26 protein-coding genes and 1 tRNA gene are annotated in these 25,929 nt (G+C 66.5%); 18 read left to right on the top strand and 9 right to left on the bottom strand.

The features are described from left to right. Positions 1 to 766: 766 nt before the first annotated feature. Complete coding sequence (locus tag QFW96_RS23240) at positions 767 to 1,261, top strand: hypothetical protein (protein ID WP_281457835.1); 495 nt, start codon at positions 767 to 769, stop codon at positions 1,259 to 1,261. Positions 1,262 to 1,364: 103 nt separating this feature from the next. Beyond that, positions 1,365 to 2,102, top strand: a complete 738-nt coding sequence (locus QFW96_RS23235) for a lysophospholipid acyltransferase family protein (RefSeq protein WP_281457834.1) — start codon at positions 1,365 to 1,367, stop codon at positions 2,100 to 2,102. Positions 2,103 to 2,326: 224 nt separating this feature from the next. On the opposite strand, the gene QFW96_RS23230 is transcribed toward QFW96_RS23235, so the two are convergent. Next, positions 2,327 to 3,532 (bottom strand): cytochrome P450, encoded by a 1,206-nt coding sequence (locus QFW96_RS23230; RefSeq protein ID WP_281457833.1) that lies wholly within the window; start codon positions 3,530 to 3,532, stop codon positions 2,327 to 2,329. Positions 3,533 to 3,629: 97 nt separating this feature from the next. Here QFW96_RS23230 and QFW96_RS23225 point away from each other — a divergent pair, with 97 nt between their 5' ends. Next, a complete protein-coding gene (locus QFW96_RS23225; RefSeq protein ID WP_281457832.1) occupies positions 3,630 to 4,259 on the top strand; it encodes a TetR/AcrR family transcriptional regulator in 630 nt (209 codons plus the stop codon). A 9-nt stretch (positions 4,260 to 4,268) separates the two neighbouring features. Here the strand turns inward: QFW96_RS23225 and QFW96_RS23220 are convergent, their stop codons facing one another. Continuing rightward, entirely contained in the window at positions 4,269 to 4,757 is a 489-nt protein-coding gene (locus tag QFW96_RS23220; RefSeq protein ID WP_281457831.1) for a hypothetical protein, read from the bottom strand. A 236-nt stretch (positions 4,758 to 4,993) separates the two neighbouring features. Between QFW96_RS23220 and QFW96_RS23215 the strand changes: the two genes are divergently transcribed. The 4 genes from QFW96_RS23215 to QFW96_RS23200 all read left to right on the top strand — a co-directional run bounded on the left by QFW96_RS23215 (position 4,994) and on the right by QFW96_RS23200 (position 9,150). After that, a complete protein-coding gene (locus QFW96_RS23215; RefSeq protein WP_281457830.1) occupies positions 4,994 to 5,479 on the top strand; it encodes an SRPBCC family protein in 486 nt (161 codons plus the stop codon). Between the two features lie 191 nt (positions 5,480 to 5,670). Further along, a complete protein-coding gene (locus QFW96_RS23210; protein ID WP_281457829.1) occupies positions 5,671 to 6,069 on the top strand; it encodes a hypothetical protein in 399 nt (132 codons plus the stop codon). Positions 6,070 to 6,799: 730 nt separating this feature from the next. Further along, positions 6,800 to 7,969 (top strand): restriction endonuclease, encoded by a 1,170-nt coding sequence (locus tag QFW96_RS23205; protein WP_281457828.1) that lies wholly within the window; start codon positions 6,800 to 6,802, stop codon positions 7,967 to 7,969. A 566-nt stretch (positions 7,970 to 8,535) separates the two neighbouring features. Beyond that, on the top strand, positions 8,536 to 9,150 hold the full coding sequence (locus QFW96_RS23200; protein ID WP_281457827.1) for a hypothetical protein: 615 nt from the start codon (positions 8,536 to 8,538) through the stop codon (positions 9,148 to 9,150). 557 nt (positions 9,151 to 9,707) lie between these two features. Here the strand turns inward: QFW96_RS23200 and QFW96_RS23195 are convergent. The 3 genes from QFW96_RS23195 to QFW96_RS23185 form a co-directional block, all read right to left on the bottom strand. Beyond that, on the bottom strand, positions 9,708 to 9,962 hold the full coding sequence (locus QFW96_RS23195) for a winged helix-turn-helix domain-containing protein (RefSeq protein WP_281457826.1): 255 nt from the start codon (positions 9,960 to 9,962) through the stop codon (positions 9,708 to 9,710). Between the two features lie 417 nt (positions 9,963 to 10,379). Beyond that, complete coding sequence (locus QFW96_RS23190) at positions 10,380 to 11,312, bottom strand: SUMF1/EgtB/PvdO family nonheme iron enzyme (protein ID WP_281457825.1); 933 nt, start codon at positions 11,310 to 11,312, stop codon at positions 10,380 to 10,382. 57 nt (positions 11,313 to 11,369) lie between these two features. Further along, positions 11,370 to 12,149 carry an aminotransferase class IV family protein gene (locus QFW96_RS23185; RefSeq protein WP_281457824.1) on the bottom strand — a complete coding sequence of 260 codons (780 nt, stop codon included), beginning with the start codon at positions 12,147 to 12,149 and terminating at the stop codon, positions 11,370 to 11,372. Between the two features lie 197 nt (positions 12,150 to 12,346). On the opposite strand from QFW96_RS23185, the gene QFW96_RS23180 reads away from it, so the two are divergent. Continuing rightward, a complete protein-coding gene (locus tag QFW96_RS23180) occupies positions 12,347 to 12,547 on the top strand; it encodes a hypothetical protein (RefSeq protein ID WP_210971130.1) in 201 nt (66 codons plus the stop codon). Positions 12,548 to 12,573: 26 nt separating this feature from the next. Here QFW96_RS23180 and QFW96_RS23175 read toward each other — a convergent pair whose 3' ends face one another. Then, positions 12,574 to 12,957 (bottom strand): GntR family transcriptional regulator, encoded by a 384-nt coding sequence (locus QFW96_RS23175; RefSeq protein ID WP_281457823.1) that lies wholly within the window; start codon positions 12,955 to 12,957, stop codon positions 12,574 to 12,576. Positions 12,958 to 13,062: 105 nt separating this feature from the next. Here QFW96_RS23175 and QFW96_RS23170 point away from each other — a divergent pair, with 105 nt between their 5' ends. The 9 genes from QFW96_RS23170 to QFW96_RS23130 all read left to right on the top strand — a co-directional run bounded on the left by QFW96_RS23170 (position 13,063) and on the right by QFW96_RS23130 (position 21,416). After that, complete coding sequence (locus tag QFW96_RS23170) at positions 13,063 to 13,323, top strand: hypothetical protein (RefSeq protein WP_281457822.1); 261 nt, start codon at positions 13,063 to 13,065, stop codon at positions 13,321 to 13,323. After that, positions 13,320 to 13,856 carry a hypothetical protein gene (locus tag QFW96_RS23165; protein WP_281457821.1) on the top strand — a complete coding sequence of 179 codons (537 nt, stop codon included), beginning with the start codon at positions 13,320 to 13,322 and terminating at the stop codon, positions 13,854 to 13,856. Before QFW96_RS23170 ends, QFW96_RS23165 begins: the two co-directional genes overlap by 4 nt. 121 nt (positions 13,857 to 13,977) lie before the next feature. Further along, positions 13,978 to 14,859, top strand: coding sequence for an ABC transporter permease (locus QFW96_RS23160; RefSeq protein ID WP_281457820.1), 882 nt, complete (start codon positions 13,978 to 13,980; stop codon positions 14,857 to 14,859). Beyond that, on the top strand, positions 14,856 to 17,063 hold the full coding sequence (locus tag QFW96_RS23155; RefSeq protein WP_281457819.1) for an FtsK/SpoIIIE domain-containing protein: 2,208 nt from the start codon (positions 14,856 to 14,858) through the stop codon (positions 17,061 to 17,063). Before QFW96_RS23160 ends, QFW96_RS23155 begins: the two co-directional genes overlap by 4 nt. Before the next feature lie 141 nt (positions 17,064 to 17,204). Continuing rightward, positions 17,205 to 17,462: a hypothetical protein gene (locus QFW96_RS23150; RefSeq protein ID WP_281457818.1), complete on the top strand. Its 258-nt coding sequence runs from the start codon at positions 17,205 to 17,207 to the stop codon at positions 17,460 to 17,462. A gap of 13 nt (positions 17,463 to 17,475) precedes the next feature. Continuing rightward, a complete protein-coding gene (locus QFW96_RS23145) occupies positions 17,476 to 18,477 on the top strand; it encodes a bifunctional DNA primase/polymerase (protein ID WP_281457817.1) in 1,002 nt (333 codons plus the stop codon). 29 nt (positions 18,478 to 18,506) lie between these two features. Continuing rightward, complete coding sequence (locus QFW96_RS23140) at positions 18,507 to 19,802, top strand: DUF3631 domain-containing protein (RefSeq protein WP_281457816.1); 1,296 nt, start codon at positions 18,507 to 18,509, stop codon at positions 19,800 to 19,802. Then, positions 19,799 to 20,041 (top strand): helix-turn-helix transcriptional regulator, encoded by a 243-nt coding sequence (locus QFW96_RS23135; RefSeq protein ID WP_132681195.1) that lies wholly within the window; start codon positions 19,799 to 19,801, stop codon positions 20,039 to 20,041. Before QFW96_RS23140 ends, QFW96_RS23135 begins: the two co-directional genes overlap by 4 nt. A gap of 1 nt (position 20,042) precedes the next feature. Continuing rightward, positions 20,043 to 21,416 (top strand): tyrosine-type recombinase/integrase, encoded by a 1,374-nt coding sequence (locus tag QFW96_RS23130; RefSeq protein WP_281457815.1) that lies wholly within the window; start codon positions 20,043 to 20,045, stop codon positions 21,414 to 21,416. A gap of 94 nt (positions 21,417 to 21,510) precedes the next feature. Here the strand turns inward: QFW96_RS23130 and QFW96_RS23125 are convergent, their stop codons facing one another. Then, complete coding sequence (locus QFW96_RS23125; protein WP_281457814.1) at positions 21,511 to 22,026, bottom strand: hypothetical protein; 516 nt, start codon at positions 22,024 to 22,026, stop codon at positions 21,511 to 21,513. 511 nt (positions 22,027 to 22,537) lie between these two features. Further along, positions 22,538 to 22,610: transfer RNA gene (locus QFW96_RS23120), tRNA-Arg, on the bottom strand. Positions 22,611 to 22,738: 128 nt separating this feature from the next. Here QFW96_RS23120 and QFW96_RS23115 point away from each other — a divergent pair. After that, entirely contained in the window at positions 22,739 to 24,727 is a 1,989-nt protein-coding gene (locus QFW96_RS23115) for a tetratricopeptide repeat protein (RefSeq protein ID WP_281457813.1), read from the top strand. On the opposite strand, the gene QFW96_RS23110 is transcribed toward QFW96_RS23115, so the two are convergent. Then, positions 24,717 to 25,859 carry a hypothetical protein gene (locus QFW96_RS23110; protein ID WP_281457812.1) on the bottom strand — a complete coding sequence of 381 codons (1,143 nt, stop codon included), beginning with the start codon at positions 25,857 to 25,859 and terminating at the stop codon, positions 24,717 to 24,719. The two genes, QFW96_RS23115 and QFW96_RS23110, sit on opposite strands and share 11 nt — an antisense overlap. Between the last annotated feature and the right edge of the window lie 70 nt (positions 25,860 to 25,929).

The following is a 25,929-nucleotide window of genomic DNA, read 5'->3' as shown; positions in this document are numbered from 1 at the left end:
GGGCACGCGCTGGCGCCGGGCATCCCCGATCCGGCGCCAGCGCGGGCCCCTTCCCCCTCGCAGTGGTCTCTTCGGCGGTGCGCCGGTGCCGGGCATCCCCAAGCCGGCACCGGCGCCCGCCTTCCCCCTCACAGTGGTCTTCCTTCCCCAGAGGCAGCGCCCTCGGAGCGCTTCTCCGCGAAACACCCTCACTCGGAAGTGTCTCACCAGAGGCTTTCTTCTCTGTCGTTTTCTTCTCAGAAAGATATCTCCCGGGAAGAATCGTCACAAGAACTGAACAGTGATTTGTGACATAGATCACTCTGAGTGAAGGGTGCGGAGTCCTTGGAAAGCGGCGATGAACTGCGAAAACGCAGGGGGAGGGCAACCGTGCGGATTGGTGCGATCGGCACCGGCTGGGGTGCTGGCGAAGCCGCGCACGACTCCGGCGCCAGGAGGGGGGAACTGGCGCGTCACCAGGCTCGGTGCGCGGGTGGGTTCATCCCGTCGCACGTCGCGGGGCGCCCGCTCGCCTGGGGAGTCGGCGGCTCCTCGGGCCGCCGCCGACGCTTCCAATCCGCACGGCTCGGTCCTGGCTTCCAGCGCCTCGGCGCGAGCCGGACCGATCGACACCTCCCGGGTCCAGAATGAAATCTTGCTAACTAGAAGCTAGCAACGCTACCTCTCGCGCGCAAGATAGTTCTGTGTGAGAAGCACTGAGAACTCCCGTCACAACAGCGCTCATTCCCGTTGCGGGTTCACGAACCCCCCGCGCATGCTGAATTCCGTGCAGCTCCGGCGGATTCACCTCGTCTGCTGCGAGATCTTCGTCCTCGCGGCGATGAGCGCGTGCACGATCAACATCGTGCCGCCGGGAACTCCGCCCGCACCGCCGCCCGCCACGACGGCGCCCTCGCCTCCGGCGACCGAAGTGCCGCCCGTGGTGATCCAGCCGCGGGAACCGGTCCAGAACACCCACGACTGCCGGCGGCTCCAGAACGCGGGGATGAGCTTCACCCAGGTCGTGCAGTACTGGTACGGCCTGGGCTCGCCGACGGACATGGACGACGACAGCGACGGCATCCCCTGCGAGACCGTCTACGGCGAGAAGAACGCCCCCGCCACGACGCCCGCCACGACCACCCACGACTGCGCGACCCTGCAGGCCCAGGGCATGACCTTCACCGAGGTCACCGCCTACTGGAACTCGCTCGGCTCCCCGACGGACATGGACGACGACGCCGACGGCATCCCCTGCGAGACCGTCTACGGCGAACGCTGATCACCTCGAGCTCGTCGGCCCCCGGGGCCCGTCCGGCCTCGGGAAATGTGACCGTGGACGCAGGGGTGCACCGCGCGAACCTACGGGTGCGTAACCTGCTCAAATGGCTGAAATCGTCTATCCGCCCGTCGTCCTGGCGGCGAAGGCCATGTTCCGCGTGCTGGACAACCGGCTGCGTGTGACGGGCACCGAGCACATCCCGCGCACCGGTGGCGCGGTGATCGCCTGCAACCACGTCAGCTACCTGGACTTCATCTTCTGCGGACTGGGCGCGCAGCCCGCCAAGCGGTTGGTGCGCTTCATGGCCAAGAAGGAGGTCTTCGACAACAAGATCGCCGGGCCGCTCATGCGGGGCATGCACCACATCCCCGTCGACCGGGCCGCGGGCCGCGAGTCCTACGACGAGGCCGTGCGCCGGCTGCGCGCGGGCGAGGTCGTCGGCGTGTTCCCGGAGGCGACGATCAGCCGCTCGTTCACCGTCAAGCCCATCAAGTCCGGCGCGGTCCGGATGGCCGCCGAAGCCGGCGTCCCCGTCGTGCCGATGTCGCTGTGGGGCACGCACCGGCTGTGGACCAAGGGCAGGCCGCGCACCCTCACCAAGCGCCACGTGCCGATCCACATCCACGCGGGCGAACCGTTCTGGCCGACACCGCAGGACGATCCCGACGTGCTCACCGACGACCTCCGCGGCCGCATGTCGAAGATCCTCGACGACCTGCAGGCCGACTACCCCGAGCAGCCCGCCACCGAGGACGAGCGCTGGTGGCTGCCCGCCCACCTCGGCGGCACCGCCCCGACGCCGGAAGAAGCGGCGGAGCTGGACGCGCGCAAGCGCGACTAGGGCCCGTCGACGAGGTGGGGGTGGGGACAGTTCTCATGAAAACTGTCCCGTCCCGAACACCACGAAGTTTTCATGAAAACTTCCCCACCCCGACGGGACAGAACGTCCTCACACCGCCGATCCCCTCAGGGGTGGTGCAGTTTTCATGAAAACTGCCCCGACTCTGAGGGGGTGACGGTTTTCATGAAAACTGTCGTCCCCCGCGACGTCATGGGGTCGCGACGTCACCAGGTCACGGGTAGGGACGTGACCCCGCCGGTGATGGTGGGGCGGACCTCCAGCTCGTCCATGCCCTTGGCCAGGCGGAGGCCGGGCAGGCGGCGGGCGAGGGTCTCGAAGACGATCCGCAGCTCGGTGCGGGCCAGGCTCGCGCCGATGCAGAAGTGCGCGCCGTGGCCGAATCCCAGGTGGGTGCGCTCCTCGCGGTCCGGGTCGAAGGTCTCCGCGTCGGCGTAGGCGGACGCGTCGCGGTTGGCCGAGTTGACCGACAGGATCACGGCCTCACCGCGCCGGATCGTCACGTCGGCGATGTCGACGTCGGTGTGGGCGTAGCGCAGCAGCCCGAGATCGCCCGGGGCGCCCAGCCGCATGATCTCCTCGACCGTGCGGTTGACCCGGTCGGCCGGGTCGTCGGCCAGCGACTTCCAGTGCTCGGGCTGGGTGAGCAGGAACAGCGTGCCGAGACCGATCCGGTTGACCGTGGTCTCGTGACCTGCGAAGAGCAGTCCGACGCAGAGCCGGATCATCTCCTCGTAGTCGTAATCGTCATCGTCGTCCTGGGCGCGCACCAGGTCGGAGATGACGTCTTCGCCCAGGTCGCCGCGCTTCCCTTCGGCCAGGCCGGTCATGTAGGCGTTGAACTCCGCCCGGGCCTTGTGCGGATCGTCGTCGTCGGCCAGCGTCGCCATCCGGCTCGACAGCGAGTGGAACAGCTCGCGGTCGCTCTCCGGGACGCCGAGCAGCTGGCAGATGACCGCCACCGGCAGCGGGAACGCGAGCCCTTCGTGCAGGTCGACGACGTTGCCGCCCTCGTGCTCGGCGATGAGCCGGTCGATGTAGCCGTCGACCAGCTGCTGCACGTGATCGGTGAGCATCCGCATCCGCTTGGCCGAGAAAGCCGGGGTCAGCAGCCGCCGCATGCGCGTGTGGTCGGCCTCCTCGGTCTCGTAGTTGCCGGTCGGGCCGTCCTGCACCGCGGCGGTCGACACCCGCGACGCCTTCTCCGGCTCGGGGTGGGAGCGGCCGAACCGCTTGTCGCTCAGCAGTTCTCGGACCTCGTCGTAGCGGGTGACGAGCCATGCGGGGTCGCCGGCCGGGGTGGTCACCGGCGCGACCGGTGCCTCGCGGCGCAGCACCTCGTAGAGCGGAGCGAGATCGAGCACGTTCGGCCTGGCGAAGGGCAGCTGCGGGCGCTCGGCGACAGAACTCATGGCACTCCTCGGTGCATTTTAATTGGCAGTCACTGCCAATAATGTTGTGCCGATTAGGGTGTGTCAACACGAGTCCGGTTCGTCCGAGGGAGGGCCAGTGGTCGAACGCCCCCGCCGAGGCCGTCCGCCGGCCAGTGACCGGCAAAGACAGCAGCAGCGGCTCGACATCTCCCGCCACGCCGTGGCGCTGTTCCGGCAGCACGGTGTGGCCGCGACCTCAGGTGAGCAGATCGCCCGCGCCGCCGGCATCTCCGAGCGCACGCTGTGGCGCTGCTTCCGCACCAAGGAGAGCTGCGTCGAACCGCTGCTGGCGAAGTCCATCGACGCCTTCCAGGTCGTGCTGCGCACGTGGCCGCCCGAGATCGAGCTCGCCGAGCACCTGCGGGAGTCCTACACGCCGGTGCTGGACTCCGGCGACGACATCGAGGCGGTCCTCGCCGTCATCCGCATGACCCACGACGAACCCGCCCTGCGAGCCGTCTACCTGGTGCTGCGCGAACGCGCCGAACCCGCCTTCGCCGACGTCCTCGCCGACCGCATGGGTCTCCCGGCGGACTCGCTGGAGGTCCGCATGCAGGCCGCGGCGACGAGCGCGGCCCTGCGCGAATCCACCGACCACCTCGTCGCCACGGCCACCGCCGACGGCGTCCCCCCGGAGGTCCTGCAGGAACACCGGGAGCACGTCGCCGACGCGCTCCGCCGCCTCACCCACCCGCCGGCGCTGTAGGAGGTCAGCTCACCTGCGGGCCGATGTTGCCGACGCGCACGGGACCCTCGATCGGGCCCGGCCAGGCCGCGCTGATCCCGCCGCCGGCGGGCAGGTCGAAGGTGATCGAGGAGGCCGGGATCGGGTTCGGCGATTCCGCGGGCGTCGCGACGTAGGCGACGCCGGGTGCTTCTCGTCGATCGTGTAGGGCTCCGCCGTGCTCGGTTCCGGCACCACCACCGGCACGTCCACGACGGAGTTGCCGTTGAAGAAGGTCAGCCCCGACGGCGCGCCCTCGACCTGGCAGGACACTCCGGGCTTGGCCTCGAACTCGATCTGGAACAGCCGGCCGCCGTTCGGCGACGGGATCTCGGCGACCGAGGTGTTCAGATCACCCGGAACGCAGTGCGGGTACTCGGCTGCCTCCGCCGCACCCGCGCTGACCAGCGCACTCGTGCCGATCAGGGTGCTGAGCGCGGCGGCGGTCGTGACGCGGCGGAACTTCGACGTGATCCCCATGCGGTACCTCCAGGTCGGTGTGACGTCCTCACCCACCAAGACGCGAACCACCGACCGAGGATGCCTCCGCCCCAACGAAAGTGACATCCCCGACGACGGGCAACCCCGACCGCTACCGAGACGTCCCGGGGCTTTCCGCGCTCAGCACGAGCGGCAGCTCCTGAGGCAGCTGAGGAACGAGGCTTGGCTCGACCGATGAGTTCCGCGCCGCCGGGAAGTCTGCACAGGAGAAGGAGGTGGTGGAGGTGGCCGACTGCGTGAGCGCCGCGCTGACCATCGACGTCCCCGCCGAGGAGTTGTTCGCGGTCCTGGCGGATCCGACGACGCACGCCGCGATCGACGGCACCGGCTGGGTCCAGGAATCGGTTGACCGGGCACCGCTGACCGAGGTCGGCCAGCTCTTCCGGATGGACATGTACCACCCGGACGCCCGCGACGGCGACTACCAGGTCGTCAACCAGGTCCACGTCCTCGACGCCCCGCGCGCCATCGGCTGGCGAACCGGCTACGACCCCGAAGGCGACGGAAACCTCGAATTCGGAGGCTGGTTCTGGCGCTACGACCTGGAACCGAAATCCCCGAACGCCACCCGAATCACCCTCACCTACGACTGGTCGGCAGTCCCGAACACCATCCGCGACCACCTCGAATTCCCACCCTTCCCCAAAACCCACCTCCCCAACTCCCTGAACCACCTCGCCGCCCTGGTTCGGGGGGATTGATCAGGGATTGAGGCTGTGGTCAGCGGTGACGGACATTGTGGCCGGTGTTGGACAAAGGTGATTGGCCGCAAACATTCGTTCTCGTTGCGGCACTTCTGTTGACGGTCCAGTGTTTCTGGTGTCGGCGGAAATCGATTTTCCAGTTGCCCGCCGATCGAATCCGGGAAGCATCAGGAAGAGGGAGTGTGGGGATGAAGAAGGCGATTTCTGCTGTGCTGGTGGCGGGTCTGCTGTCGGTGTTGTCGGCGAGCTTCTTCGCGGCGCCGGCCTCGGCGGCGTCGTGCAAGAGCCGGACGAGCGGCTTTCCCGGGAAGTGGGGGCCGGTTTCCAATGAGTGCGAGTACACCAGCCCGGCGAGCGGTTGGGACGGCAAGTTGAACATCACCTGGAATGTTCAGGCGGACACGAACCAGTACGCGTGCGTCGAAGCACGGCACGGCAACGCGGCGAACCCGGAGAAGTGGCAGTCGCTCGGCTGCGGAACTCGCGGCCAGGGCGAGATCCGGTGGCCCAAGAACAACGCGTCCAAGGTCGAGGTCCGGGTCCGCAGCGGCAACGCCCACATGGCGAACGTGGACTACTCGATCTGACCTGGGCTGAATCACGAGACGTGGTCTTGCGGCGTCGTCAGCCCGAACCGCCGCAAGACCACGCCCACGCGCAAACCCAGCGAGCACAGATACCGAACGACAACAACCACCACGAAGCGCCCCCGGCAGGATTCGAACCTGCGACACCGGCTTTAGGAGAGCTGGGCTGTGTGTGGGCGTTTGTGCAGGTGAGAGTTGAGGTATCTAGGCGCAAGCGGTGATGTTGCCCGTGAATTGCCCGTGCCCCGCTATGTGATGTAGGCGCGAGGTACATCGATCCCGAGCCACGAACGAGAGTGCTGAGCCGACGAGGCCAACAAGCGCCGGGCAACTTGAGGTTGAAAGATCCTCTGTCAAGCCGCGAAGTTACTCGGGGACGACCGTCCTGACCCAGAAGATCCACCGAGTGAGCGATGCCCTCGTTGGCGCAGGACACCCGGTCAAGGCTGCTGGCGTCTATTCGAAGTCAGCAGCCCCGGGGCGTGAGAAGTACAAGAACCGGTCGATGCGCCGACGAGGGGCGTCGGCAGTGGCTCACGGGTTTTCTCGGAAGGAAGAAATCGCAGATCAGTAAGTCGTATCTGCGCGGAATCTTGGCTACGCGTGTCAGAACATTAAGGCCTTCTTTGTGGCCTCAGCTAGCTGACTTCGAAAAAGAGTTCGACGTGCGATCAGCCCAAGTTGTCGAAGAGGGCTGATGTGCCCGTGTGATTGTGTCATGCTGTCAGGCGTGGAGCTTAACGACTTGCTGATCGCGATCGACCGAGCCGCAGCAAACCTAGCGAAACTCGAAGAAGTCTGGCAGCGAGCTGAGCCTTTCATACCAACAGAACCGCAGCGGGGCTCTCACCCCGAGTATGATAACCTCCGGCGCGCCTGGGCGGACCTGTTGCCTGGCTTGCCTGAGGTTGACGGGTGGACGATTACAGACGAGTTGCCCGATATTGATGAGATCGGGCAAATGTTTCTCGACTACTTCACTATCAGTGAATATCCCGCCGAGGCCTACAAGGTGAGGGAAAAGCCGGGAAATGATTTGAGCGAGTACCGATACAGATTGGATCGAGCCCGGCGCCGGGCTGCTCGCGAACGCCTAAATGAGCTCACATCGTTCATCGACACGACGCTTCCCGTTCTCCTTACCGATGTAGCCCGCGACTCCCAGGACGTACTTGAAGGGCTAGCGGTTGACAAGGTCTCCGACGCTGTCGACGAAATCGAGCGCCTGCTCGGCCCCTCGGCTGAGCGTCGTGGCCGTTGGAACGACCTTCATCGCCACTTGCGCTTCGGGCAAGGGCACGATTGGCACGACATCTACGAGTTGGACTGGCCAAGCGTCCGCGCCGATGTTGAGGCCGGAGCGCTCGCCGACACTGACCCGCTTCCTGTCCCCGATATTGACCTTGGGCAAGCCGCCGCCGGAAAACTCACGGGAGCGGCCACTGTCGCATTGCCGTGGGATCGTCTCGACGATGACGGATTCGAACGGCTGCTCTTTGATCTGCTCCGAAGTTTTCCGGAGCATGCCAATGTCCAATGGCTGATGAAGACACGAGCTCCTGACAGGGGGCGAGATCTTTCCCTTGAGCGTGTCCTTCGTGACAGTACGGGTGGCACACGAAATGAGCGAGTCATCGTACAAGCAAAGCACTGGACCAAGCGATCCGTTGGTCCTACTGAGGTGTCCGATACCGTTACTGCGGTGAGTCTTTGGGAACCCCCGGTGGTCCGCGGCCTCATTATCGCGACGACTGGACGCTTCACAGCTGATGCTGTGAGCTGGGCCGAGGCGCACAATAACAAAGGGCACGCTCCGTTTATCGAGCTCTGGGCAGACAGCAGGCTGGAGACCCTTCTCGCTCAAAAGCCCCATTTGGCCGCAAGTCACGGCCTTCGATGACTGGGCGAGCATCAATCGGTGCTCTACCAAGGGATGGTATCCACCCTCCTGACGTCGTTGAGGGCTCGGTCGTGCTGGCGCCGCAGGACAACGTCCGCATCGGGACAATCGGTACTACGTGGTGCTTGTCGTGCACTAGAACGGTGCAGAAGCACCCAAATAGACGCCTGGCGCAATAGAGGAAATAGTGGAACCATCATGGGATGTCCTCTGACCACACCCGGCGGAAGTACGTGACTGAATGGACAGTCATAATCACAATCTCAGCGCAGCTAGTCGGTCGGCAACAAGACTTTCAGGCTGCGAAAATACCTGACTCGCACCCTCCTTGTCATCTGTACCTAGTAAGTATTCGTCCGAGAGTCTCTGTAAGTCCCGAATCTGTTGAGATCACCAAGGAAGCGATCCGTGGCATCGTGCGATTGCAGCATGGTGGGGAATTTGAGGAGCACAGGTTCTCCATCAGAAATTTAGAATCAAGAGATGACATCATTTGGAAATCGGACTGGCCATACGAAGATTTCCGCATAGAGGACATGGACGGAAATAGTCTTCTAATCGGAGGTGTGGCGCAGCTCGCGGCAATAGCCTCCGAATGGCCTCGAACTGCAGCCGACCACGAGGTTGTCTATATTGGCCAGGCATTCGGACGCGAAAAGGAACGCACTGCGTGGGATCGACTTAAACGCCATGAGACGGTCCAGCGGATCCTTGCGGAAACCACTCCAGACAAGCAAGTGTGGCTTACCCTTGCTGCCATTACGGACACAAATCTCAGCATGGATGTGAGCCCTGAGAGTGCTGAAGTGTCTGATGAGGAGGACCTAGCGCATGGCAATCTCATCATGGCGACTTTCGAGCAAGGTACATTCAAAAAACGTCATGCTGTCGCTCTTGCCGAGGCGGGACTAATTCGAATGTTTGAGCCTCACTACAACACACGACTCAAGAGCAAGTTCCCAGCTGGCACTCTCGCCTCACTCGAATCTGTCCGTCCCCTCGACTTGAGTGGTGTGGTGATCGAACTTCAGGGCTGGGATATTGGCATGAGGTACGGGTCAAGTGTCAGGAAAATGAACCAACTTCATTTTGCTGGTTTTATGATCCACCAAGATCAGGGTAGAAGCGCCCCGATCACGCTCCAGCCAAACGACGATCTCGTCGTCTATCGTGAAAAATAGCCTTACGGCAGGAATAAAACTACCGTCCCGATTCAAGATCGCTGCTTGCTCCAAGCTGTGGAGTAGATCTCTCCGAAACTAACCGCGTTCTTTGGTCTGATGTACTGGGTTGCGCTGCGAGGAGGCAACGAACCTCCGTAACAAACTCGCGGGTCGGCCGCGTTCAAGCTCATCCGCCGTCGGAGCCGGGGGCGACCGCCGTCGCAAGTCGCCGGTGCCGGTCCAGGTCGACCTCGGTCGCGTGTTCAACAACCTGAGGGCGGGGTGTCGTTGCCGGATGGGTGGGTGCTCGTTGGCGTTGTCGATGGTGAATTGCTGTCCTGGCGCCGTGACATCCGGTCGCGGTGGTGGGGCGAGGTTCGCATCCGCCTCTGTCGCGAAGTGAACCCAGGAACAGGAGGGAGAGCGACACATCTGGTGGGTTCCGATACACGTCATCGCTCGCTGCTAGTCGCTCCGCGTGGGGCACTCGCGTTGGCTAGCGGCGGTCGCCGCGCAGGCATCGGGCGGGGCCGGATGGGTGCGTGACGGCGCGGCGGGCGAGGGTTACCCGAGAGTCAGCTGACCGTGACGTAGGTACCCATGCCGTTGACGACGGTAAGAAGGCCGGCTTCCTGTAGATGCCGAATGGCCTTGGTGGCGGTGACCTTGGTGACGCCGTAGATCTCGGCTAGTTCGGGACCGGAGGGGAGGCGTTGGCCTGGGGTGAGTTCGCCGGATTCGATGTCGGCTCGGAGGTCGTCGGCGATCTGGGACCAGACGTAGACCGGCAGGTCTCGGTTGATCCTGTCTGCGCGGCTCTCCCAGCTCATGACCTGACGCTATGCAGGGGGAGGAAGCTACGCCTGATGAGATGAACCCATAGGTAGGTGTAGGTAGCTACACTGCTGCCTATGGAAGTGCCTCAGCGTGAGGAGTTGCAGTCGGTCTTCGTGGACGGTCGGCGCTGGCTCGTGTGCCCGGTTGATGGTCCTCGTTGCTTCCGCGTTGTCGCCGACCTCGGGCAGATCGCCGTGGACGCGGTGGAGTTCCACGCGGAGAACCACTACTTGGGAAGGTGCTGCCCTAGCTGTGGCCGATGACCGCCGAACCTCCGAGCAGCTGACAGATGCCCTCCGACGTGCGATGACGTTGGGAGAGGCGATCTCATGGCGCGCTGAGATCGCCACAGCGGCGACGAAACACCTCGCCTGGTGTCCAGGCAGGGCCGGAGGTGTGGCGTGAGCTGGTTATTCGGTGCCGTGAAGGAGGCGTTCGAGGTCTTCGGCCGGTGCTGCGCAGCGGAAGCCGGTGTCGTCGTCGCACATGGTCTCGTTGGCGTCGTTGAACTGCGACGGGACCGCGCGGTCGAACTGACTCGTCCAGGCTCCGCCCTTGAGCTCTCGGCGACCGGGCGTGGACTGGGTGTCGAGCCATTCCCAGACGTTGCCGCACATGTCGTAGACGCCGTAGGGGCTGGTGCCGGACTGGTAGCAGTCGACGACCGTCGTCGCGCCGACGCCGTTCTCCCGAACGTTGCACTTGGCCGGTGTCGGCTGGTCGCCCCACGGGTAGGTGGCACCGCGGGTTCCCCTGGCGGCCTTCTCCCACTGCTGCGCGGTTGGGAGCGTCTTGCCCGCCCACTTCGCGTAGGCGGCGGCGTCCTTCCAGGTCACCCACACCACGGGGTGGTTGGCCAGCTCCTTCGGGAAGGTGCCGTTCTCCCAGTGCTGCGGCGGCTCGTGACCGGTCGCGGCGACGAACTGGGCGTAGTCGGCGTTGCTGACCAGGTAGATGTCGATGTAGTACGACGGCACCCACAGCGGCGTGTTGCTCGGTCCGGCCTGGTAGATGCTGCCGTCCACCTTGACCATCGGGCTGCCGGTCATCGGGTGGCGAACCTGGCTGCTCCCAATCGGCTCGATGGTCTCGGCGCCGGAGATCTCCGCGCCGCCGGTCAGCCCCTTGAACCGGGCCTTCGTGTCGGGGTCGGACATCCGCAGGGCCGTGTCCAGGATGGCCTGGTTGACCGGGAGCGGGGTGATATCTGAGCCCTTGGCCTCCCACTTGGAGATCATGCGCTCACTCACGCCCAGGTGGGCCGCGAACTCGCGGATGCTCAGTCGCATCGCGGTGCGAAGAGCCTTGATCTCGGCCCCGGTCCAAACCTGCACATTCGCCACTTGCTAGCTCCCCTGTCACGACTTCCGCAGGGAAGCCTAAAGGTCATGCCCGCGTGGCTACACCCTTTCGCCTGGGATGTCTGCGTAGAGCCCGCGCAGCTCGTCGAGAACCGGGTGCTCCTTGGGCCATTCGTTGCTCTCCACGGCCGCCACCGCCCGGAGTCCGGTGGCGGCGTTCGTCGCGAACACGGCGTCCATCTCGTCCAGGTCGGAGAGTGTCACCGGCTCGACCATGACCGACTCGTCGAGCTCCTGCTGAAGCAGGGTCATCGTGACGCCGGACAGGTACTCGGCCTTGGGCCAGATGATCTGTCCATCTCGGACGAATCCGATGTTCGAGGTCGCGATCTCGCTGATGGTGCCGTTGGGGTTGAGAAACAGCACGTCATCGAAGCCGTCCCGCTGGGCGATGCGGCGCCGTCGCAGCGCGGCGTACAGGCCGATGTGCTTGACCGGCGGATCGTCGCGGACGTACGAGATCGCTCGCAGCCGCAGCGGTGAGGCGATGCCCGGCGATGCCGCGCGCGTGGTCACGAGCACGTGCGGTTCGGCGTCCTGGCCGATCGAGCCGAGGTCGAGCGCCGGGTCATAGATCGTCACGCGCGCCGTGGTCAGCGCCGGTGCGTCTTCGAGCGCCAGGCGGACGAAGTGCCGGACGCGGTCGACGTCCAGGTCGACGTCGAAGAGCTGGCGGGAGTCGCGAAGCAGCCGCTGCATGTGGTGGGACAGGCCGCGGACGTGCCCGTCTTCGACCCGCATCGAGGTGAAGTGGCCGTAGTTCGTCAGAGCCAGGGTCTTGACCTGCTCCATCTCGGGCGGGGTGCCGTTGAGCTGCATGGCACCCAGCTTCGCATCTGACCGGCCGTTTCTGAACTTCAGCGGAACCGGAGTGCAGCACGAGTTCAGGGGTGCCGGTTCAGCACGGGTTCAGCAAGGGGCGTTCAAGGGCAGTTCTTTGTAGCTCGCTGAGACCGCAATCTGGATATGTCAGCGGATCGGGCAAGCGAAAAGCCCTCAGCGAGAAGGAGAAAGTCATGGCGAAGCAGGCGTTCCCCGGAGTCCAGACCGGCGGCGGCATCATGCCCAAGCTCATCGGCGCGGCCGTCACGTTCGCGGTCTTGGTCCTCATCGTCAAGCACCCCGCCGAGTCGGCCGTCTGGGTCAAGGGCGCGTTCGAGCTCTTCATCGCCCTCGTCAACGGCATGGCTCAGTTCTTCCAGGGACTCATGGCATGAGCGCGCCGACCACCAAGCGCTGCGCGCTACTCGTCTCGGACTCGGCTGATGAGGTCGTCAAGCCGCTCTTCCAGGGCGTTGATGGCGGCGTCCGCCTGCTGAACCGTCCTGCGAAGCTCGGTCAGCTCCGAGCGGGTGCGGGTGAGTTCCGCAGCCACGTCGACCTGCTCGGACGGCTCCCGGACGTAGGCCCCGGCGTTGGTTCGGATCGTGACCACGCCGGAGTCCCGGAGCAGGCGAACCGCAGCCAGCGCGGTGTTGACCGCGACCTCGTACTCCTCCGCGAGCAGGCGATATGTCGGCAGCTGGGCGCCCGGGGCGAATTCGCCGGCGTCGATCCGCCCCTGTAGGGCGTCCGCCACACGCCGACTAGCTGGGCGCTTGTCCTCGTGCGCGTCGTCAGTAGCCACGTGATCAGCGTACTCGGCATGTCTTGAGACATGGGTTGACAGCTGACTTCGCGCGCCCTAATGTCTCGCGACATAGAAAATCTCTTAAGACATCGGGAGGTAGCAATGCCCAACCAGGGCGACAGGTCCCTCGGCGCCGAGCTGGCCGACTGCGAGGCCGAGCTCAGCGAGTTCGAGCAGGAAGCGGTGCAGGACTACTGGTCGCAGGTCATCGCCGAGGAACTCGGCGAGCTGCCGGTCACGCCGTTCGCCTGGTCGGAGCTGGGCGCGGGGGAGCGGACGCGGCTGCGGCGGTACGAGCGTCGCGAGGCCGGTGCGGTGCTGCGGCTGATCACGGACGAGGCGGACTCCGGGGAGGCGGCGTGAACGGGCTGATGAGTTGGCTGTTGTCGGGGCGGCGTGTTCCGCGGTTCTCGACTGCTGATGGTTCCCGGGGTGCTCGGCGTCGGCGTGAGCTGACCTGCCCGGAGCACAAGCCGAGTCGTGGTGAGCAGGTCAGCGAGGTGTCGGTGCGGTGGACCTGCGAGTGCGGTGCGTACCGCTTCGAGATCGACGCGCCCCCGCCGCACGTCGACGAGATCCCGACGACGGCTTACCTGGAGATGGAGCGCCGGGGTCTTCAGGGCAAGAAAGGCCCGTGGCGTTCGCAGATCACCGGAAAGCCGCTGTCGGTAGCCGCCGAACCGGCGGACGAGGAGGCCGGGGAGCGCGCCTCGGAACGGGCGCAAAGCGAGTTGCGGTGCGACCGGCTGGCTCGGGAGTACGTCCGGCGGTACGGGCCGTATGCGGCCCGGGATGAGGGCTACGCGGCCGATCATCGCAACGACGTCTTGATGGCCGAGGCCCTGTTCAAGGCCGCTGACCGCGTCGACGGCGGCGAGACCACCTGGCCTTTCTGATGTCCCGGCCCAACAGCCCTTCCGCCAAGAACGCCTGTTGGGCCGGGTCTCCCACCGATCACCAAACCGTTAGGAGATCCCCAATGCTACGGATCACCGCTAGCCCCGGTGGGGGTGCGCGATGACCACCGCGAAGAGCGCTTACCCCGTGCCGGTTGCCGAGCTGCTGCCGCAGGCCCGCCAGCTGGCGAAGCAGTCGGGACGGGTTCCGAGCCGCAACCAGTTGATGGCTGAGCTGCGGATCGGGGCACCGAAGGCCCGCGAGATCCTGGACCGCCTCGCCGACGAGCAGCCGGTGAAGGCTCCCAACCCGGGGGGTCTGCACGTCGTCGCCGAACCCACTCCGGACGAGACCGAACCCACCGAGACCGACGACGACGAACCCACCGAACCTGATTCCGAGCCCACGGATTCCGAGCACGTGTCCCCGGAGTCGGAGCAGGCGACCGAGTCTGCCCCGGTTTCGGCCGAGGAGTCGGCGCCGGTGCGGGAGGCGGTGTCGGAGCCGATCACGGTCGACGCAGACCCGGCCACGCCCACCCAGCCGACCGAGACGACCGCCTCGAAGCCTGTCGCCGTGTGGCCGGTGATGCTGCTGGCTCTACCGGCGTTCGTGGCGATCTGGTCGGGGTGGGTCGGACTCGGTCAGCTGACCGGGTTCGGGATCGTGCACCCGCTTCCGGGGATCGCGGACTCCTTCGCGATCAACACCGCGATCACGCTGCCGATCGGGGTCGAGACCTACGCCGCCTATGCCCTGCGCGTCTGGCTCTCCGGCCAGGTCCCGGCCCGAGCCCGGCGGTTCGCGAAGTACTCCGCGCTCGGCTCGCTCGCCCTCGGGGCGTTGGGGCAGATCGCGTTCCACCTGATGAAGGCCGCCGGGATGACCTCGGCGCCCTGGCTCATCACCGCCGCCGTGGCCTGCCTGCCTGTCGCCGTGCTCGGCATGGGCGCGGGCCTGGCCCACCTGATCAAAGACACCCACCGGGAGGTGCAGCAATGACCGAACAGCCCCAGACGCCCAAGCCCCAGGGCGACGAGCACCAGGAGGCCGAGGAACAGGCGCAGGTGCTGCGCTTCCCGTCCGAACGCCTCAACCACGACCAAGCCCAGGCCGAGGCCGAGGCCGGTGCTGAGTCGCAGGTGATCGACGGCGAGCTGGTCGACGACCAGGACCAGGCTCCTCAGGTCGACCAGCTGCAGGCCGAGGCGGGTTCGAGTCTGGTCCGTGGTGAGAAGCGCGAACCGGTCCTGCCCGCGTGGGCGAGCAGTGTCGAGGAGTTCCGGGAGACCGCGAAGTGGGCGGTCAGCTACGCGGGACACACCCTGGCGTTCCACGCGGTGCGGTGCCCGGTCTACCTCGCCCGCATCCTCATCCGCGTCCCGCAAGGGACCCTGCGCCTGCTGCGCGGTTTCCTGCGGTGGGTGACCGATGCCGAAGGCCGCCCGGTTCGGCACGCTGCCGCTGACCGCGCCGACGCCGCCGAATACCTCCGCCTGTCCGGACAACGTGATAGCCGAGTCCGGGGCCGGGTCTACGCCACGGTGGGCTTGAGTGCGGCTGCTCTGGCGGCGTTCTTCCTCGGCCGTGAGCTACTGCCCGAGATCGTTCAGTACGCCATCGTGGCAGGCGCCCTCGGCGCCGTGGGTTGGTTGGGAGCTCCGGCGGATCAGCCGATCGCTTCCCGTGCGGTGGAGGCGACGAAGGTGCCGAAGCTGACCAGCAACGCCGTCGAAATCGCCCTCGGAGCCCTGGGGATCTCGGGGATCAACCAGGCGATGGGCAAGGGCGGCGAGGGGATCGGGTTCCCGAAGCCGATTTCGCGCGACGGCAAGGGGTGGCGTGCGGATGTGGACCTGCCCCACGGTGTGACCCCTGGGGACATCATGGACCGCCGCGAAAAGCTCGCTTCCGGCCTGCGTCGACCGCTCGGGTGCGTGTGGCCCGAGGCCGACAACGGCGAGCACGCGGGCCGGTTGATCCTCTGGGTGGGGGATCAGGACATGCGCAAGGCCAAGCAGCCCGCTTGGGCACTGCGCAAGGGCGTGCGGGTCGACCTGTTCCAGCCCCAGCCGTTCGGCACCGACCAGCGTGGACGGTGGGTCGACCTGCGGCTGATGTTCACCAGCGTGGCGATCGGTGCGATCCCGCGCATGGGCAAGACCTTCGCGCTGCGCGAGTTGCTGCTCATCGCGGCGCTCGACCCGCGTGCCGAGTTGCACACCTACGACCTCAAGGGCACCGGTGATCTCGACCCCCTGGAGAAGGTCACCCACGCCCACGGCGTCGGAGACGACGACGAGGAGATCGAGAAGGCTATTGGTGACCTGCGGAAACTCCGCGACGAGCTGCGTCGCCGAGCCAAGCTGATCCGGGACCTGGCCAAGCAGGGTCTCGCGCCGGAGAACAAGGTCACCCCGGACCTCGCGGGCAAGAAGTCGCTCGGCCTGCACCCGATCGTCATCGGGGTGGATGAGTGCCAGGTGTGGTTCGAGCACCCCGACTACGGCGAGGAGTTCGAAGCCATCTGCACCGACCTGGTCAAACGAGGGCCCGCCCTCGGGATCATCATCATGCTCGCGACCCAGCGCCCGGACGCGAAGAGCTTGCCCACGGGGATCTCGGCGAACGTGTCGACGCGGTTCTGTCTGAAGGTGCAGGGGCAGACCGAAAACGACATGGTCCTGGGCACCTCGAAGTACAAGCAGGGCGTCCGAGCGACGACGTTCGCGTGGGCGGACAAGGGCATTGGCTACCTGGTCGGTGAAGGCTCGGACGCCCAGATCGTGCGCACGGTGGCAGGTTTGGACGGTCCGGCCTCGGAGAAGGTCGCTGCCTACGCCCGCACCTTGCGCGAGCAGGCAGGCACTCTGACCGGCCACGCCATCGGCGAGGCCCCGGAGGTGGACGAGTCGGTGTCCAAGAAGGACACGTTGCTCGAAGACATCCTGGCCGTGGTCGGCGAGACCGAGAAGAAGGTCTGGAACGAGCGCGTCATCGCACGCCTCTACGAGCTCAAGCCCGAGGTCTACGGCACCTACACCGAGTCGGCCGACCTCACCGCGGCTTTGAAGCGCCACGGCATCCGCACCGCCCAGGTGTGGGGAACCACCGACGACAACAAGGGCGCCAGCCGCATCGGCATCACCCGCGCCGACATCGCCCACGAAGTCGCGGAACGTAACCGCCGCGAGGGGTCCGGCTAGCCCTCGCCGGGTCTCTAGACCTAGACGACCGCGCCTCTAGGTCTAGAGACCCCGCTAGACCCCCATCCCTTATCTCACCAGCGCCCTAGTCCCTAGAGGCGCGTGGGCCAGTGCGCCCAAAAACCGCCCAGGAGGCCACCTGTGACCCCCGCCGACTCCGCTAGCACCGTCCTGTTCCTCGCACTCCTGTTGGTCACGTCCGGTTACGGCGTGACGTGCTGGTTCTGGCCCTTCAAGGCCTGCCGCACCTGCCACGGCACCGGCAAATTGCGCTCCCCGTTCCTGCGCGCCATCCGCCTCTGCCCGCCCTGCAACGGCACCGGCCTCCGCCTCCGCCCCGGCCGCCGGGTCATCAACGCCGCTCGCCGCATCCACCGCGCCAACCACCACCGCCACTGAAAGGAGGACAGCCATGACCACGAACCTGACCATCGCCAGCTGGCTCGCCGCACAAGGCATGTACGTCTTCCCGCTGCGGCCCGGCAGCAAGCGCCCGTTCGCCAACTGCCCGCACTGCAAGACCGGCCACGCCGCCCCGGCCGCGTGCCGGTGCCTGACCACCGAACAGCCCTGCCACGGCCTCCTCGCCGCCACGATCGATCAGGAGTTGATCCGGCAGTGGTGGACCCGCACCCCCGGTGCCGGAGTGGGCATCGCGACCGGCCCGTCCGGGCTGGTCGTGCTCGACCTCGACCGCAAGCCCAAGCCGCCAGCCCCGGCCGCGCACGACGTGCCCAGCCCGGTCGGCAACGGGTTGGAAGCCCTCGATGCCCTGACCATCGCCGCTGGAGCAGCGTGGCCGACCACGCTCACCGTCGCCACACCCTCCGGCGGCCGCCACTTGTACTTCCGCGCTCCGCACGGTCTGCAGGTGCCCAGCGACGCCACCGGCCGAGTCGGATACCAGATCGACGTCCGAGCCCTGGGCGGCTACGTCCTGGCCCCCGGAACCAGCACCACAACACCCCCGGAGGACGTCGCGGGCGCCTACACGCGGATCTCAGCGGCCGCTGAGATCGCCGAGCTGCCCGGCTGGTTGCGGCCCCGGGTCATGCCCCCGGCTGCACCAGCACCGGCAGCACCCAACCTCACGGCAGCCCGCCCAGGTGATCACGCACCGGGCTACTGGCAGCGCATCTGGGAAGGCCAGCTGTCGAAGGTCGAAACCGAGCCGGGGGAGCGCTGGCGGCTCGTCTATGCGGCCGCGCGTCGCCTGGCCAACCTCGCCACCCACGACACCGCCCCGTGGACCGCGACCGAAGCTATCGACGCCCTGACCGCCGCCGCACTCCGCCGACGCGAGCGCACCGGCAAGCCCCTCGAACCCGCCGCCGCCCGACGCAACGCCCTCCGGGGTTGGGAGCGCGGAACCCACGACGGTCCGGAATCCCTGTTGGGACGGGGCGCGGCATGACGACCACCGACATGAAGGGAGGTAGCCCGATGACGGCACCCACCACCGGCGCTGAGCTCCTGGACGAGCTCCACCAGGCGGTGACGCGCTACGTGATTCTGCCCAGCCCGCAGGCTGTCGACGCCGTGGTCTTGTGGATCGCCGCGACCCACGCCCAGCCCGCCTGGGCGCACGCCCCGCGCCTGGTCATCCGCGCCCCGGAGAAGCGCTGCGGCAAGTCCCGGCTCCTCGACGTCGTCGAAGCCGCTTGCTACGAGCCGTTGATCACCGTCAACGCCTCGCCGTCGGCGGTGTACCGGTCGATCGACGAGGACCCGCCCACGATGCTCGTCGACGAGGCCGACACGATTTTCGGCGCCGACGCGGGCAGCAACGAAGACCTGCGCGGCCTGCTCAACGCTGGCCACCAGCGCAACCGCCCCGCGATCCGCTTCGACGCCAACACCCGCAAGGTCGAAGCCATCCCGACCTTCGCAATGGCCGCGTTGGCCGGGATCGGCGCCATGCCCGACACGATCGAAGACCGAGCAGTCGTGATCCGCATGCGCCGCAGGGCACCGGGCGAGAAGGTCTCGCCCTTCCGCCACCGCCGCGACCGACCGGCGCTGACCCGCCTCGCAGACCGGATCAACGAGTGGTTGCGCGCCGACCTGGACAAGCTCGAAGCCGCTGAACCGGAAATGCCGCTGGAAGACCGAGCAGCCGACACCTGGGAACCGTTGATCGCCCTGGCCGACCACGCTGGAGGGACGTGGCCGGAGCGAGCAAGGCAATCCGCGGTTGACCTCCTGGCCGAAGCCAACGACAACGACCAGGGCTCGATGAAAACTCGGCTGCTCATCGACATCCGCCGCGCTTTCGGCGATCAGCAGGCCATTTCCACCAGCGACCTGTTGGGCAAGCTCAACGCTGACCTCGAAGCGCCGTGGTGCGAGTACGGCTCGTTGGGACTCAACCCCAGCAAGCTTTCAAAGCTGCTGGCGGACTTCGAGATCCGTTCCGGCAACGTCCGCTTCCCTGACGGCTCCCAAGCCAAGGGCTACCGCCGCGCGGACTTCGTCGACGCCTGGCAGCGCTACTGCCCGCCGGAGACACCTCCGGCAGAGGCGTCCCAGCCGTCCCAAGCGTCCCAGCCCAGATCAGCCCGGGACGGCACCACCGAGCGGGACGGCACCAGCCGTCCCACCCAGATCACCAGACCAGTCCCGTGGGACGGCACAAGCCGTCCCAACGCCCCTAGCCGTCCCGCGCTGACCTGCATCGGGACGGATGGGACGGCTGGGACAGCAACCCCGCACACCACGAAGCAGAGGGGGATCGCATGACCGATCGAGTCCGTTCGCTCAGTTCGTCTCGACCGAAGGAAACCGCCGTGAAAACCCGCCGACGCGAGTACCTGTCGATCCCTGATCTCTGCGCCGAACTCGGCATCAGCAGGGACACCTTCTACAAGTGGCGCGCCAGGGGAACCGCGCCGCGCTGCACGAAGTTGCCGAACGGAGCACTCCGAATCCTCCGCGACGACCTCGAAGACTGGCTGAATGACCGGAAGGAAGTGGCCTGAAATGCAGAGCTACGACGTGCGCATCTGGGCCATCACCGCTCGCAAGAACAAGAGCGGAAAGGTCACTAGCTACCGGCTCCGCTGGCGAGTTGGGCGCGAGGAGTTCGAGGAGGCGTTCAAGAAGCGTGCGCAGGCGGATGGCCTTCGGGCTGAGCTCGTATCCGCCCAGAACCGCGGCGAGCCGTTCGACACCTTGAGCGGTAGGCCAGTATCGCTCGGTAGGGCAACGCGGGACATGCGTTGGTTCGAGTTGGCCTGCAACTACGTCGACATGCGCTGGCCGGAAGCTGCCGCGAACACGCGCCAGACCATCGCGGAGGCCCTGGTCAGGGTGTCACCGGTCTTCTTCAACGGCGGTAGGGGCAAGCCGGCCGACGCGGAAATTCGTTCGATGTTGCGGGGCTGGGCTTTCAACTCTGATCAGCGAGCGAAGGGTGTGCCGGAAGAGCATCGCGATGCGATCGAGTGGTGCACGCGCAACAGCCTCCCGATCAGCGTCGTCCAGGATGAGGCAAAGCAGCGGGAGTTGCAGCAGGCTTCGCTCGTGAGTCGAGCTGGCAAGAAGTATGCAGCGACAGTGGCCCGTCGAAACCGCGCTGTGCTCTCACACTTCCTGTCCTACGCGGTCGATGAGAAGGCCCTGGAGACCAACCCGTTGCGGGACATGAAGTGGGAATCCATGCCGAAGGGCAGTCGCTCGATTGACCCCCGAACGATGCCAAACCCGGTACAGGCGCGGACATTGCTGCGAGCTGTGAGCCAGATCCAACGAAGTGGCCCGAGGTTGGAAGCCTTCTTTGCAGTGATGTATTTCGCGGCGCTTCGACCTGAAGAAGCCGCAGCTTTGACCAAGGACGATCTCAACCTGCCGAAAAGGGGATGGGGCGAGATCTACGTCAGTCAAGCACATCCGCATGCCGGCAAGCATTGGACCGGAACCGGCCAGGCGCGGGAAAGGCGAGGAGTGAAAGCGCGCGCTGTGGGGGAGGGGCGGCCCGTGCCGTGTCCGCCTGAATTGACCGCGTTGCTGCACAACCACATCGAGGCATATGGCGACGGCGGTAGTGGTCTGCTCTTCGAGGGTGATCAGGGTGGAGGAATTCCAAAGATTACCTACACGCGAGTGTGGCGGGCAGCTCGTGCGGCGGCGTTCACGGAAAAGGTTGCCCAGTCTCGCCTGGCTGAGCGCCCGTACTCGCTGCGGCACGCAGCGGTAAGTACATGGCTGACAGCTGGCGTCGACCCGACGACCGTGGCGCGGTGGGCTGGCCACTCCGTGGCGGTCTTGTTGGAGACTTACGCCTCATGCTTGCACGGTCAGGACGTTGTGGCCCGCCAACGTGTCGAGAGTTTTCTGGGATACCGGGCCAAGTAGCTATGGTTAGTTAGATAGTGGAGGAAAACAGGTAAAGCTGCCCCCGGGCAAGGTGTTCCTGCCGGGGGCGGCTGTCACCTTTCGCGAATGCGGTCTACGAACCGAGCATATCGAAGCCGAATCCGATGAAAACGAGAGCGAGAGCCGTCCACTTGGCGGAATTTCCATCCTTTGCAATAGAAGACAGGTAAGATAGAAACCTGAAAATGCTGAATAGAGATTTTTTGATCGATAGAGCTAGGAGTGCAGCGCTGCCGAGCAAAAGTAAGAGAGTGGCTGCGCTTCCTAGGGAGAACTCCTTCGCTACCAGCAGTGCAAAAATCGGAGCGAAGGCTCCTGCAGAAAGAGCTGTCAAATCCTCCCCGTGTTCGATCTTTAACACGGTTTGAACGCTGATGAACTGATGCATGGCCGGGTTCGAAAACGCCGACGACTCCATTCTCTTCGAGAACTTCCGCACACTAGCGCGCTTGAATCGACTGGCGATCCGGTCAAATCTTTCGGGGCCAACCAGGTCGATCACGGCGACCGTGCCCGCAACAAATTGAAGTAGTTTTCCGAATCGCGCCCACCAGATAACCTTCACCCCAAGAAGGGTGGCCTCTTTCACTTCGCATCCTCTCGCCCACTCGCCAATGATTTGGATCAAGTCAATTGAGCTAGGATCGATGCAATGTGGCGGTAGGTTGGTTAGCAAGCTCAGGCGAACCCCCGGTAGTCAAGTTGCGCGTGTTTTCGCGGGGCGATTATCTTTGCTGGACTCGTGGTGTATGGGCGGTTTCTCTGCAAGAAGTGATGCACGACACGTTGATCAGTGGCGGTCGTGTGTTGATCGAGGATCAACGTAGCAGTACTGCAATCAATCGATTGCTGCTCGCCCGTTTCCCGCTAGCGCTCGGGCTATCGGCTGCCCACTGAACCGCCGATGAGGTTGCCTGCTGGCGTCAGGTCGGTGCAACTCTGCCTGCGCGGTAGCCAAGGTGCCGGGGGCAGTGGTGCCCGTGAATCGCCCGTAGCTGGCGGCCGCTAACGGCCGAAACTGGTAGACAACGACCGATTGGCGAAGAGGCATTGGACCGCTTTACGCCTGGTCACGAGAGGTTTCGCGAGTTCATCAAGAGCGCCCCCGGCAGGATTCGAACCTGCGACACCGGCTTTAGGAGAGCCGTGCTCTATCCCCTGAGCTACGGGGGCCTGGTCGGAGGGTACCTGGGTGGGGGTGGGGGGTTGGCACCTGGTGGTGCCTGTGAGGCGGAACCGCTGGTTGCTTCGGACGCGTATGGTCAGGTGATCGTTACTGTTCGCGATGCTCTGGGGCTGGGATGCGCAACGAGTTCAGCGGTTCGGCGGGGAACGTGGTGCAGGGCGGCATCGCGGGTGACGTGCACTTCCACGCGGCCGAGGTGCGGCGGGAGGCTGCTCGGGAGGTTCCGCCCGCTCCGGTGGGATTCGTGGATCGGGAGGGGCCGCGGGCCGTGCTCGACGCGGTGCTGGCCGAGGAGCGTCACGGGCGGGCCGGGTTTGCGGTGATCAGCGGGGCCGGTGGGGTCGGGACCAGCGCCCTGATGAAGATGTGGGCGCACGACGTGGCAGACGAGTTCGACGACGTGCTGTGGATCGACTTCGGCGGCCGGCCGCGCAGTCTCGACGACGTGGCCGCGCGGTGCCTGCGGTCGCTCGGGGCCGCCGACGAGCACGTTCCCGCGTCCGCCGCGGATCGGATCGCGCAGCTGCGCAGCCGCACCAGCGGTCGGCGGGTGCTGTTCGGGTTCGACCACGTCACCGACGCCGAACCGCTGCTGGAGCTCCTGCCCGCAGCGCCCGGGTGCGTGGTGGTGTGCACGGCCGCCACCGACGCGCCGGAGCTGGCGATCGACGGGGCCCGGCCGATCCGGCTGTCCGCGCTCGAACCCGCGCACGCCCTCGACTACCTGCGGGAACGCGGCATCGCCGTCGACGACGATCCCGCGTCCGCGGCCCAGGTGGTGGAGCTGTGCGGGCGGGTTCCCCGGGCACTGCGGTTGATCGTCGGGCAGATGCTCAAGCGCCGCTGGAACCTCGCGCGGACCGCGCGCGAACTGCGGGAACACCGCCGCGACCACCTCCGCGACGCGCTCACCGCCTACGACGTCACCGTCGCCGACCTCACCGACGCCCAGGCGCGCTGCTACCGGACGCTCGGCGCGTTCCCCGGAACCGCGTTCAGCGCCGACGCGATCGCGGCGCTCACCGGGGACCCGGAGGCGGACGACCACCTCGCCGAGCTGCACCGCGTCTGCCTCGTCGAGGAGAACGACCAAGGTCAGTACCTGCTGCCCGCGCTGGCCGCCGAACACCTCGGCACCGTCACCGACGACGAGGCGCTGCGCCGGCTCGTCGCCTGGTACCGGCGGACCGGCGGGTTCGCCGACCGGGCCGTGATGGACCCGCACCGGTTCCGGGCCGTCGAAGACCGGCTCGAAGGGGAGAACCCGTTCACCCGGACCACCGGGCGCGAATGGCTCGAACGGGAACGGCTGAACCTCCTCGCCGTCATCCGGGCCGCCGCCGCGCGCGACTGGGACCCCGACGTCGTCGTGCTCTGCGAAAGCCCGCTGTGGGCGCTGCACAACCAGCACAAGAACTACGCCGACACGCTGTCCGCGCTGGTCATCGGCGTCGAATCCGCTCAGCGGCTGGGCGACGAGCTCGCGGAGGCGCGGCTGCGGAGCCTGCGCGGACAGCTGCTCACCGAGCTCGGCCGGCTCGACGAGGCGGCGGCGGAGTGCGAGGCCGCAGTGGGGCTCGCCGAGCGGATCGGACACCGGCGGGGACTCGCCTCGGCCGTCGAGTTCCTCGGCAAAGTGCGCTACGCGCAAGGGGAATTCGGCGAATCCATCGCGCTGCACGCCCGCTCCGAGGAGATCAACCGGGAACTCGGCAAGCCCCGGGGCGAGGCCATCCAGCAGCACCGGATGGCGATGGCGCACATCGCGCTCGGCGAACCCGAGCGGGCGCTGGAACTGCTGCGAAAAGCCCTGTCCTGCTTCGAAGAACGCGACGACACCCGGCTCGTGCAGCGCGTCCGGTCCGAGATGGGCCGGGCGCACCAGGCCCTCGGCGAGCACGCCGAAGCGGTGACCGCGCTGCGCGAATCGGTGTCGATCGCGCGGCGGCGGGAGGCGTCGTTCGACCTCGCCGGGGCGCTCGAACTGCTCGCGGACTCGCTCACCGGCGCCGAACGGGAACAGGCGCTGCGCGAAGCCCTGGCGATCTACGACCAGGCGCACAGCCCGCGCGCCGAGCGGGTCCGGAGCAGGCTCACGGGGTGACGACCTCCACCGGCTCCGGCGTCGCGGGCCACGACGGTTCCCGCAGGTCGAGCAGGTCGTAGATCAACGCGCGGAGCCGTGCGCACGCGTCCTCGGCGAAGGTGAGCCCGGCGAGCTCCGCGTGCCCCGGGACCGGTCTCGCACCCTCCAGCTGCGGACGCGGGTCCGCGTGCGGATCCAGCCGAGCCGCGCGCTCGCCGAGCAGCGCCATCGGCGACTTCGGCGCCACCTCCGCATCGCCGAAAGCGCCCAGCAGCAGCGGTTTTCCCAAGCAGGCCGCGTAGTGGGCGAGACTGCCGTGATCCGACACCACCACGTCCGCCGCCACCAGCGCCGCCTGCCACGCGCGGATCCGGGGGAGCAGCACGAGACCGCGGGAGCGGGCCGTGCTCAGCCACGTCTCCAGCTGCAGGCGCTCGTAGCGCGTCCACACGTTCGGGTGCAGCGCCAGCGCCACCTGAGCGTCCGGGAACTCGGTGACCAGCTGTTTCGCCAGGTCACCACGCCGCGCGAACAGCGACTCCGGGCCCCACGTGGACGCCAGCAGGACCAGGCGACGATCACCCGCGCCCAGAGCCCGGCGGTAGTGCTCGCGCAGCGGCATGCTCGCGCGCAGCCGCGCGAAGCACGGATCACCGACCACCGCTGCGCGCGGAACCGCCTCCGGGCACTGGCGGCGCAGATCCTCCAGCCTGTCCACGTGGGACACGCCGATGGCGGTGGGGACGACCTCGCCGCCGTGCACCAGCTGCTGCCGGGAGAGCCCTGAGATCTCCTCGGCCACACCGGTTTCCGTCGCCACGCGCTTGTGGTGACCCGCGCCGTGCGGCAGCGTCAGGACCCGGGCGTCCAGCTCGTGCAGCGGGCCGTTGCCGCTCGGCGAGACCGCCAGGTCGAACTCGCCGGAACCCCAGCCGACCACGTTCGCAGCCGAACCGCGCAGCTCATCCGCCAGGTTCGCGGCGAACTCCGAACCCGGGCACACCGCGAAACGCGTCTCCACCCGCATGTCGTCGGCCAGCAGCGGCAGCACGTCGAGCAGCCGGTCCAGCGCCGTCAGCGTCCGGACCGCCCCCAGGATGCGGCGTTGCACCGGAGCCGAATCCCACCGCTGCGCCCGCTCACCGGACACGGCCGCCACCTGGTTCCTGGTTCCTGGTTCCTGGTTCCTGGTTCCTGGTTCCTGGTTCCTGGTTCCTGGT

Origin of the sequence: Saccharopolyspora ipomoeae (assembly GCF_029952525.1) — a bacterium.
In the GTDB taxonomy this organism is placed as follows: Bacteria; Actinomycetota; Actinomycetes; order Mycobacteriales; family Pseudonocardiaceae; genus Saccharopolyspora; species Saccharopolyspora ipomoeae.
The sequence above is the reverse complement of the archived record's forward strand: the minus strand, read 5'-3'. Positions and strand labels throughout refer to the sequence as shown.

Excerpts from the sequence above, each read along its gene's own strand:
- QFW96_RS23210 (WP_281457829.1), top strand. The coding sequence starts at position 5,671 with ATGAAGAAGGCGATTTCTGCTGTGCTGGTGGCGGGTCTGCTGTCGGTG.
- QFW96_RS23230 (WP_281457833.1), bottom strand. The coding sequence starts at position 3,532 with ATGAGTTCTGTCGCCGAGCGCCCGCAGCTGCCCTTCGCCAGGCCGAAC.
- QFW96_RS23195 (WP_281457826.1), bottom strand. The coding sequence starts at position 9,962 with ATGAGCTGGGAGAGCCGCGCAGACAGGATCAACCGAGACCTGCCGGTC.
- QFW96_RS23235 (WP_281457834.1), top strand. The coding sequence starts at position 1,365 with ATGGCTGAAATCGTCTATCCGCCCGTCGTCCTGGCGGCGAAGGCCATG.
- QFW96_RS23140 (WP_281457816.1), top strand. The coding sequence starts at position 18,507 with ATGACGGCACCCACCACCGGCGCTGAGCTCCTGGACGAGCTCCACCAG.
- QFW96_RS23115 (WP_281457813.1), top strand. The coding sequence starts at position 22,739 with ATGCGCAACGAGTTCAGCGGTTCGGCGGGGAACGTGGTGCAGGGCGGC.
- QFW96_RS23130 (WP_281457815.1), top strand. The coding sequence starts at position 20,043 with ATGCAGAGCTACGACGTGCGCATCTGGGCCATCACCGCTCGCAAGAAC.
- QFW96_RS23170 (WP_281457822.1), top strand. The coding sequence starts at position 13,063 with ATGCCCAACCAGGGCGACAGGTCCCTCGGCGCCGAGCTGGCCGACTGC.
- QFW96_RS23135 (WP_132681195.1), top strand. The coding sequence starts at position 19,799 with ATGACCGATCGAGTCCGTTCGCTCAGTTCGTCTCGACCGAAGGAAACC.
- QFW96_RS23185 (WP_281457824.1), bottom strand. The coding sequence starts at position 12,149 with ATGCAGCTCAACGGCACCCCGCCCGAGATGGAGCAGGTCAAGACCCTG.
- QFW96_RS23155 (WP_281457819.1), top strand. The coding sequence starts at position 14,856 with ATGACCGAACAGCCCCAGACGCCCAAGCCCCAGGGCGACGAGCACCAG.
- QFW96_RS23220 (WP_281457831.1), bottom strand. The coding sequence starts at position 4,757 with ATGGGGATCACGTCGAAGTTCCGCCGCGTCACGACCGCCGCCGCGCTC.
- QFW96_RS23180 (WP_210971130.1), top strand. The coding sequence starts at position 12,347 with ATGGCGAAGCAGGCGTTCCCCGGAGTCCAGACCGGCGGCGGCATCATG.
- QFW96_RS23145 (WP_281457817.1), top strand. The coding sequence starts at position 17,476 with ATGACCACGAACCTGACCATCGCCAGCTGGCTCGCCGCACAAGGCATG.
- QFW96_RS23160 (WP_281457820.1), top strand. The coding sequence starts at position 13,978 with ATGACCACCGCGAAGAGCGCTTACCCCGTGCCGGTTGCCGAGCTGCTG.